Below are 8660 nucleotides of genomic sequence, written 5' to 3' on the forward strand. Positions count from 1 at the left end.
GTCCTTTTTGGACGGGCGGGACGCCCATCCCACAATAACAATTAAAATTGTAAGTTATTTAATTCGCGATCCTAAGTGAGCGCGTCACCCATTTTGAGTTGGGAAATGTCTATTATACAAAAAAAAATCACCAAGGCTTCGCCCTACAAAAATTTATCTTAAATTTAACCAATCTTGAATTTCTTGCGCTAACCAAGCCGCCTCAACCTCTTTCAAATTTGTTGCTAAAGTATAAAAGTAAGTTCCCCTCTCGTTACCTGAACGAATCCTGATTTCATTTCCCTGATAAGTATTGTATAGAAAAGCACCCAAAATCTCAGAAACTTCCCCCCTTTGTCCTAAATAACTCCAACCAAATATCTGATGTTCCAGTTTAAAGTAGTTCCGGTTAAAGGTAATTTTAGTACCATTGCCCAAAATCTTAACTAAGATACTTGCTATAAGCGGAAAAAATCCTAATCCCATAGTCACATTTACTTGCAAATATGCTAAGACTATCGGCCAAGATAGCAGTATAGTTAATATTCCTATAAAAGCACCTGAAAAAGGCTTTCTGACTAAACGAGACGGAATTTTAATCTTTAACTCGGTCGCTGATTTGCTAACTTGAATGCGACTGTGACGCGGTTTAGCAATTTTCCTCACAGTCTCAATTTGAAGATTAGCCCCTTGTATGTTTCCCGATTTCAAAGCTGCTAAAGCCTCTCTAGCCTCGCTGAAACGCTTTTCTAACGCGATTTCCGTCATCTTCTCAATCCAGCTTACCAAACTAGGACTCACACTCACGCGATCGCTAAACTGAATCCGAGAATCTTTCTGTGGCAAATCCGCAGGAGTCACCCCCGTTAACAAATGAATTAAAGTAGCTCCCAAAGCATACAAATCCGAAGCCGCCACCGCCCGCCCCCAAAACTGTTCTAAGGGTGCATAGCCACTCGTTCCTACCACTGTAAACGTTACACCTGTCACCGCCGCTTGAGCTTGTACCGCACCAAAATCTACTAGATAAACCTGCTGATTTTCCCCCAAAATTAAATTACTCGGCTTAATATCTCGGTGCAAAACCGGGGGACTCAATTCATGCAAATAAATTAAAATTTCTAGCACTTCAGTGGCAATTTTTCGTACTTGTTTTTCTGAAAAATGCTGACCATTTTCTAAAAAGTCCTGAAGCGAAAACCCCGGAATATAATCTTGCACTAACCCAAACCAAGGGAATCCTGCTCCGGCTTCCCGCTCCAGGGAAAAATAATCTCGATAGCAAGGAATGCGGGGATGATTTAGCGCCTGCAAAACTTGTGCTTCTCTTTCAAAAAGCTTGAGTTCTTCCCACTGCATTTCCGGGCTAAAAGCTAACATTTTCAGCGTCACCTGTTCTTGAGACTCTAAATCTACTGCTAGCCAAGTTTGATGACCGGCCGCTGTGCGTCCTAAACGCTGTTGCAATTGATAACGTTCTTGTAAAATTTTTCCGGGATTTAACACAGCCTAGTCCTATTTTGTTTAAATATATGAAATTTCCTTAACTATTAAATTAACTATTTTGCCGACAGCGTTAAATTGCTAGTACAAGTAATTATCCGTGGATTTCTCCATTCGGCATAATTGTACCGCGCCACTGAGCACCCGTTAAATTAGCAGTGCTCAAATCTGCCCTAATCAAATTTGTGCGGTGCAAAATTGCCTCCCGAAAATCTGTTCTAGCCAGGTAAGCATCAGTCAGATCAGCTTCACTCAAATTTGCCTGATTCAAATTAGCTCGACTCAAATCAGCCCGCACCAAATTAGCGCGACTCAAGTCAGCCATAACTAAATTAGCATTGCTCAACTTAACATCAGGAAGAAATGCACCCCGCAAGTTAGCGCCAGCAAATTCAGCATCAATTAACACAGCTCTTTCCAACTTAGCATTTGTCATTACAGCCCAAGAAAAATTTGTTTCTACCAAAGTTGCTTCAGTCAAAAATATGCCATCTAAAATAGCTTCGCTCAAATTCGCCTGAGTCAGATTTGCTTCCCCCAGAGATGCTTCTGTCAAATTCGCGTGACTGAGATTAGCTTTAGTCAAATCGGCACCTTGCAAATTGACGCCCCGCAAATCGGCACCTTGCAAATTTGTACCCCGCAAATTTGCACCCTCAAAAATCCGCACCTCCTTCCGCAAATTTGCACCCCGCAAGCACGCCCCGCGCAAATCGGCACCTTGCAAATTCACACCTCGCATATCTGCATCGCTCAAATTTGCATCAATAAAAACTGCCAAAGAGATGTTGGCTTTGCGAAAGTCTGCACCTTGCAAAGTCGCTCCGTGGAAGTCTGCATCAGACAAATTTGCTCCGCTCAAGTTCGCTTGATTTAAGTTAGCACCGCACAGCTTTGCATTAGTTAAATTTGCGCGCTGAAGGTTAATTCTGCTCAGGTACGACATCGCTAAGTTTGCACCCCAGAGGTCAGCATTACTTAAATTGACGCCAATTAAATCGGCACCGCTCAGGTATACCCCTCTGAGATTCATACCTTGAAAATCTAGTTCTCCTGATGTATATCGCCTTAAAATTTCGCTGGCATTCATATTTTTTTGTTGTTAATTAGGTACAATCTGCTATTTCTAGGCTGCTTAAATTTCTGTTCGCGCAGGCGGACTTAGTTTGTGTAGCGCCAGACTTGAGTCTGAGAAATTTGATGAAATTTCTTGAATTTCAGTTGACGCAGGCCGACTTAGTTTGTGTCGGGAGCATCTCACCTTTGCAGCCCTCCGCTAGAAATTGGAGTTTTGAGGCAGGAGGCAGGAGGCAGGAGGCAGAAGGAAAGAGGAAGAAGGAAAGAGGAAGAAGGAAGGAGCCAGAAGAAGGAAGGAGCCAGAAGAAGTATTTTTACAAATATGAGATGCTCCCGTTTGTGTCACCCCAGACTTGAGTCGAGCGTTTAATGAGTTTGATTGACAAATTCTTGAGTCCAAAAGACTGTTTTGTTGCCTAACTGTCGCCCGTGAATTTTCACATGAGTAAGATATTTGGATTTTAAAGTACACAGTTTTTTGTGAATGTAGGTAGCTGTAGCCTGTTGGTTTGGTACTTCAGCCGACTCCAGAATCACATGGAGCCAACCGTCTTTAAATCCTACTGTAGCAGCAATTCCTTTAGGCTGTAGCAATTGATTAATCAATTGGGCGATCGCCTTTGGTTTGCCTTGTTTTGCCATTTCCAGAAGCTGATACTGATTTGCTTTATGGCTCGAGTTTTCCTGCGGGATGTCTGAAATATTGTCAACCAAGTTTTCTGTGCTTTCAGAAGGATATTTCCCGCTTTCTTTTGACTCCAATTCGCTCAAAATTTCCAGCAATTTATCGGTAAACTTCTGAACTTTTCCTACATACTCTCGGAGATTTTTATATTTCCAGTACAAACGCTCCTCTACACTTCCCGTAGAAATTTTTCCGTTCAAAGCAGCTTCTAACTGGGTGAATATATTTTCTATTTGCGCCGTTGCGGAGTTAGCACTTTGACTGACTAATTCTGTCATTTCTTCTTCCAATCCCAACTTTCGTTTGATGGAATCGCTAATATTTATAATAACAGGAGCCGCCGGTTCTAAAATTTCGATAATAGTCGGCATTTCTGCAACGGGGAAGGTTTCTACGATTTCCGGTCTGAACTCGGTAGCATAATTATTGCTGGTTTCGGGTTCTTTAAACTGTAGATTTTCTGCCGTGTCCGGCACTAAGTAACTCTTCTGGGGGTCATAATGATAGTGAGGTGGAGCAGCTTGAAGGATGTGAGTAATCTCGCCTGGATCAAAATAATCGGTGCGCCTGTCCACCATCTCGCTCTCTTCATAAACACTGTTGTTTAAATGTGTCTGATCGTAATCTTCACTAGCCGAAGATTCGGCTTCATAGGATTCTTCCTGTTGCATTTTTGCGTAACAAGGATTCATCGCTTTGATGATTACGCTCGCAGCTTGATCGTTTTCATCTCTGTTGTCGAGATTGCTAGCAGTTCTGTATAAATGAGATTCCAGTTCGGCTAGGCTGCCACAGACATTAAACAGTTGTCGCAGCAGAGTGTCAAGTTCTTGAGTTTTCAGCAGTAGCCAGTCGCGATCGCTAAAAGTGAACTCGTGATAAAGACTCGAAAAAATTAGGATTTTCGCCCTCAGCGGATTTGTTTGCTGCAAAATTTTTTGTCTGACATCAAATAAAGGGCCGGGGTTTCTTGTCCTTTCTTCGCTGCTGGGTATTTCCGAACTAAAGTGATCGTCAAATGCGGGAGCTTCCTGACCGCCAAAACTAGATATGTTTATTTCTAATTTGGTGAAGTCTTCAAATTCATACAGCCTGCTAAGTTGACAGACTATGAGGTCTGCTACTAAAGCATACTCGGTTTTTTTATTAACCTTAGAGACTATACTATTTAAAACAGCTTCAATATCTTCTAACCTGCTGTATTTGGCGCACAGTTCTTCGATTAAAATCCTTACATCGGCGCTGGCGAGTTGGGCGGGGTCGTTTTCCCACAACTCTTTACAAGCAAAAAATATTATTTTTTTAATGCGCGAGAGATTCACGTCTTGTTCTAATTCGCGAACAACTTCATCTAAAATAGATAAAGCTTTCATAGTTTTCCTCCCATAAAAATACCCTGTCAACACTCAGCAAGAAATAATACAATTATACCACATTTGATAAATGCAAGACTTTGATGCGATCGTAATTGGCAGCGGTATTGGGGGCTTAGTCGCAGGCTCGATGCTAGCCCGCTACGGCAAGCGGGTTCTCGTCTGCGAGAGCCACATCATAGCGGGCGGGGCAGCCCACAGCTTTTCGCGCCGGGGATTTCACTTTGATTCGGGGCCTTCTTTTTATTGCGGTTTGACTGACCCCCGGTCGTTCAATCCTTTGCGGCAAGTTTTTGATGTTTTAGAGGAATCGATCGCAGCAATTTCCTACGATCCGCTGGGGCACTACCATTTTCCAGAGGGTAGTTTACCGATTTATGCTGATGCGAGAAGTTACTTAGATGCTGTAGCTAAGTTCGCACCGCAAGGTGCTGTAGAATTGCAGCAATTTCAACAAAATTTATTAGTTTTGTATGAAGCTTTGCGTGGAATCCCGGCTTTAGCGCTGAGATCCGACTGGCAGTTGATACCTGTTTTGCTGTCTCGGTACTCGCCTGCTTTGCTGAAGCTGTTGCCGCTAGTAGGTGCGATCGCGGGTTCAGCAGGTTCCTTGATGGATCGCGATGTGCGCGATCCTTGGGTGCGGCGTTTGATCGATTTGGAGTGCTTTTTACTGTCGGGTTTGAAAGCGCACGGAACTGTCGCCCCGGAAATAGCTTTTATGATTGGCGAACGATCGCGCTGTGCGATCGAATATCCTGTAGGTGGCAGCGGTGCGATCGTCGATGCTTTAGTCAGAGGTTTGCAGCGCTGGGGAGGAAAATTGCGCCTGGGATCTCCCGTCGAGCAAATATTAGTTGAAGCGGGCAAAACCACTGGCGTTCGCTTGAAAAATGGCGAAATTATTCGCGCCCCAATTGTTATTTCAAATGCCACAATTTGGGATACTTATACAAAGTTACTGCGGCCTGAAGATGTGCCGGAAAGCTACAGAAAAAGCGCTTTGTCGATGCCAGCAGTAGACAGTTTCATGCACCTGCATTTAGGAATTAAAGCCGAAGGACTCGAAGGTTTAACCGGCCACCACGTCGTCGTTCACGACAGCAAGATTGACATTACAGTACCCGGAAATACTTGCATGATTTCGATTCCTACAGTGTGGGATACAAGTCTCGCGCCGCCCGGACATCACGCCGTTCACGCTTATACATTGGAACCTTACGAAGGTTGGGAATATGGCGAATTGTATCAGCAGAAAAAGCAAGAGCGATCGCAATCTCTGTTTCAAGCTTTAGAAAAAATTATACCCGATTTGCGATCGCGGATAGTCTTAGAGTCGATCGGCACACCGCTAACCCACGCCCGATTTTTGCGCCGATATCAAGGAACTTACGGGCCTGCAATTGCCGCCGGAAAAGGCACATTTCCCGGCCCGCAAACACCAGTCAAAGGCTTGTATCGAGTGGGAGACAGCACCATGCCGGGAATTGGCGTACCCGCTGTCGCAGCATCGGGTATTTTGTGCGCGAATACTTTGGTAAATTCCGATGTGACAGCACAATTTTTGTAAGCGAAGGAAGTTCGGCAACGGATTATGTAACGGATGTAACGGATGTAACGGATGTAACGGATGTAACGGATGTAACGGATGTCAGGAAGAAGGAAGTTCGGCAACGGATTATGTAACGGATGTAACGGATGTCAGGGAGAAGGAAGAAGGGAGAAGGAAGAAGGAAGAAGGAAAATTAACTGGTTCCCTGCCTCTGGCTGGGAACCGAGATCCAGAGGCTCTGCCTCGCTGGCAAAAAAACAGGAGGCAGAGCAATAGTGAAATGCGTTCCCAGCCAGAGCCAGGGAACGAGGAAAACGAGGAAAAAACTACTTTTTACAAAATCTGCCTGCTGCCAAAACTGATTATCCACCAGCGGCAAAAGCGCCCATAATTGCGATCGACAAAGCCAAACCTGGCAACAGCAGCAATCCTAACATCAAAGCATCGTGTCCGCTCATCACTTTCTCCTGATATTTACCTTTGACATTATACTCTATAAACCGCCATCTTGCCTCGACCTTAATAATTAATTAAAACCGGCATATAGATTCAGGATTGACAGGGCAAATTTTATTAACTATGGGATTACCGCGCAAGTCCAGTGTAGTTAACTTTTGCAACGATTGCAGGGAACTGATATCAGAGATTTGATTGTTGTACAAGTCTAGTAAAAATAAATTATTTAAAGCTTGTAGCGCGCTGCTATCCGAAATCGGATTGTTGAACAAATAAAGTTCAGTCAAATTAGTTAAGGATTTCAGCGGACTGATGTCTGATATTTGATTGTTACCGAGGTTGAGTTCAATTAAATTAGTGAGCGATGTCAAAGGACTAATATCTGATATTTTATTTTGGAATAAAACCAATTTATTTAAGTTAGTTAGAGAAGCCAGCGGAGTCAGGTCAGATATTTCATTTCCGAAGAGAAACAGCGTTTTGAGATTTTTCAAGGAAGCCAGCGGGGTGATATCCGATATTTTATTATTGTAAAGGTAGAGTGTCTGGAGTTCAGTTAAATTTGCCAGAGGAGCGAGATCGGAAATTTGATTTTTGTAGAGAATCAGTGCATTTAAGTTAGTTAAATTTTGCACCGGAGTGATGTCTGAAATTTTGTTGTCAAACAAGACAAGTGCGGTAAGATTAGTTAAAACTGCTAGGGGAGTGAGGTCGGAGATTTGATTGGTATCGAGAACGAGTATACTCAGATTTATTAGAGATGAAAGCGGACGGATATCTGATATTTGATTGACATCTATAACCAGAGCTTTCAGGTTAGTTAAAGATTGCAGGGGAGCGATGTCAGATATTTGATTACTGCCGAGGATGAGATTAGTAAGTTGAGTGAAAGATGAGAGGGGGCTGATATCGGTAATTTGAAGATTTTTGAGGTTAAGTTCTGTTGTATTAGAAAGCAGTTCGTTAGCTCGATCGCACTCGGAAGTCTCTGATATTTGCAACAGTATGTCTACGGTATGTTTGGCACCGGGAGAGATGTTTTGTTTCTGCTTGCACCAATCGGAAAAGTTATTATAGGTTGTCATGGGCTGTGCTGCCTTAATCGATTTTAGATGGGATATTTGAAATTTTAGATATAGCGGTTCTCAAACGTGGTGAGGTATGGGGTGAGTCCTATGCCGATGCCCGATGCCCGATGCCCGATGAGCACCTCATGTTACTGAGAAAGGCTATAAGTATAGCAATTCTATTCCATTTGTGAATGAGATTTTTTTCGGGTTTTGAGAAATTTCAGCAAAAATTGTGTAAAGTAATCTTAACATCCTTAATTGCATTGCCTTCGCAGGAGCCAAGAGCCAACTATGACACCAGAACTAATTTTTAATGCCGGTAATCTGTTCGTTGTGCCTTTCTGGGCAATTATGATTTTATTACCAAACTGGGGAATTACCCGAAAAGTGATGAATTCCTTCATTCCGTTTGCAGTGCTCGCCGTTTTGTACATATATTTGTTTGGTAGCAGTCTGACTGCGGAAAATGCGGCTGCTTTGTCGAATCCCAAGTTAGCAGATATTGCTAAGTTTCTGGGGGAGGAAACGGCGGCGGCTACGGGATGGATACATTTTTTAGTGATGGACTTGTTTGTCGGGCGCTGGATTTATTGGGAAGGACAGCGGACAGGAGTTTGGACGGTTCATTCTTTGGCTTTGTGTTTTTTTGCGGGGCCGATGGGATTGCTTTCTCATATTGTAACTGCTTGGATTACTCAAAGGTTTTTTCCGAGTTCGGAAAGTCTTTCAGGGGCCGGTTCTGGAGCCCACCCCCAAGAAAATTGATGTATTGTGGAACGGGCTCTCTGGCCCGTTCGTTCCTAAGAATGGCGCAAGATATCAATAAGAATATAGATCGTAGCTAAACCCGCTCCTTGTATTTTGAAAGAGGTAGATGGCGGTTTACCGTTGGGTGGGGGCGGGTTTATGAAATTATGGGTTTTAGGCAATTATTGTTGGTGAAACCCGCCCCTACAATCCTCGAT

At 43.4% G+C, this 8660-nt stretch carries 8 protein-coding genes; 4 read left to right on the forward strand and 4 right to left on the reverse strand.

Annotated elements, in window-relative coordinates:
- Positions 1-153 precede the first annotated feature (153 nt).
- On the reverse strand, positions 154-1485 hold the full coding sequence (locus QUB35_RS00005; RefSeq protein ID WP_333138158.1) for a serine/threonine-protein kinase: 1332 nt from the start codon (positions 1483-1485) through the stop codon (positions 154-156).
- A 91-nt stretch (positions 1486-1576) separates the two neighbouring features.
- Positions 1577-2572: a pentapeptide repeat-containing protein gene (locus QUB35_RS00010; RefSeq protein WP_333138160.1), complete on the reverse strand. Its 996-nt coding sequence runs from the start codon at positions 2570-2572 to the stop codon at positions 1577-1579.
- A 110-nt stretch (positions 2573-2682) separates the two neighbouring features.
- Here QUB35_RS00010 and QUB35_RS00015 point away from each other — a divergent pair, with 110 nt between their 5' ends.
- Positions 2683-2916, forward strand: a complete 234-nt coding sequence (locus QUB35_RS00015; RefSeq protein ID WP_333138162.1) for a hypothetical protein — start codon at positions 2683-2685, stop codon at positions 2914-2916.
- Positions 2917-2925: 9 nt separating this feature from the next.
- Here the strand turns inward: QUB35_RS00015 and QUB35_RS00020 are convergent, their stop codons facing one another.
- Entirely contained in the window at positions 2926-4617 is a 1692-nt protein-coding gene (locus tag QUB35_RS00020) for a hypothetical protein (RefSeq protein ID WP_333138164.1), read from the reverse strand.
- A 70-nt stretch (positions 4618-4687) separates the two neighbouring features.
- On the opposite strand from QUB35_RS00020, the gene QUB35_RS00025 reads away from it, so the two are divergent.
- Entirely contained in the window at positions 4688-6187 is a 1500-nt protein-coding gene (locus QUB35_RS00025; RefSeq protein WP_333138166.1) for an NAD(P)/FAD-dependent oxidoreductase, read from the forward strand.
- The gene (locus QUB35_RS00030) at positions 6139-6303 is read left to right on the forward strand and encodes a hypothetical protein (protein ID WP_333138168.1); all 165 of its coding nucleotides are present in this window, start codon (positions 6139-6141) and stop codon (positions 6301-6303) included. Before QUB35_RS00025 ends, QUB35_RS00030 begins: the two co-directional genes overlap by 49 nt.
- A 396-nt stretch (positions 6304-6699) precedes the next feature.
- On the opposite strand, the gene QUB35_RS00035 is transcribed toward QUB35_RS00030, so the two are convergent.
- The gene (locus QUB35_RS00035) at positions 6700-7710 is read right to left on the reverse strand and encodes a leucine-rich repeat domain-containing protein (protein WP_333138170.1); all 1011 of its coding nucleotides are present in this window, start codon (positions 7708-7710) and stop codon (positions 6700-6702) included.
- Between the two features lie 276 nt (positions 7711-7986).
- On the opposite strand from QUB35_RS00035, the gene QUB35_RS00040 reads away from it, so the two are divergent.
- The gene (locus QUB35_RS00040; protein WP_333138172.1) at positions 7987-8460 is read left to right on the forward strand and encodes an ABA4-like family protein; all 474 of its coding nucleotides are present in this window, start codon (positions 7987-7989) and stop codon (positions 8458-8460) included.
- Positions 8461-8660 lie beyond the last annotated feature (200 nt).

Origin of the sequence: Microcoleus sp. B13-B6 (genome assembly GCF_036705405.1) — a bacterium.
In the GTDB taxonomy this organism is placed as follows: Bacteria; Cyanobacteriota; Cyanobacteriia; order Cyanobacteriales; family Microcoleaceae; genus Microcoleus.

Coding starts and splice junctions, on each gene's coding strand:
- QUB35_RS00020 (WP_333138164.1), bottom strand. CDS start 4,617: ATGAAAGCTTTATCTATTTTAGATGAAGTTGTTCGCGAATTAGAACAA.
- QUB35_RS00035 (WP_333138170.1), bottom strand. CDS start 7,710: ATGACAACCTATAATAACTTTTCCGATTGGTGCAAGCAGAAACAAAAC.
- QUB35_RS00040 (WP_333138172.1), top strand. CDS start 7,987: ATGACACCAGAACTAATTTTTAATGCCGGTAATCTGTTCGTTGTGCCT.
- QUB35_RS00015 (WP_333138162.1), top strand. CDS start 2,683: ATGAAATTTCTTGAATTTCAGTTGACGCAGGCCGACTTAGTTTGTGTC.
- QUB35_RS00025 (WP_333138166.1), top strand. CDS start 4,688: ATGCAAGACTTTGATGCGATCGTAATTGGCAGCGGTATTGGGGGCTTA.
- QUB35_RS00010 (WP_333138160.1), bottom strand. CDS start 2,572: ATGAATGCCAGCGAAATTTTAAGGCGATATACATCAGGAGAACTAGAT.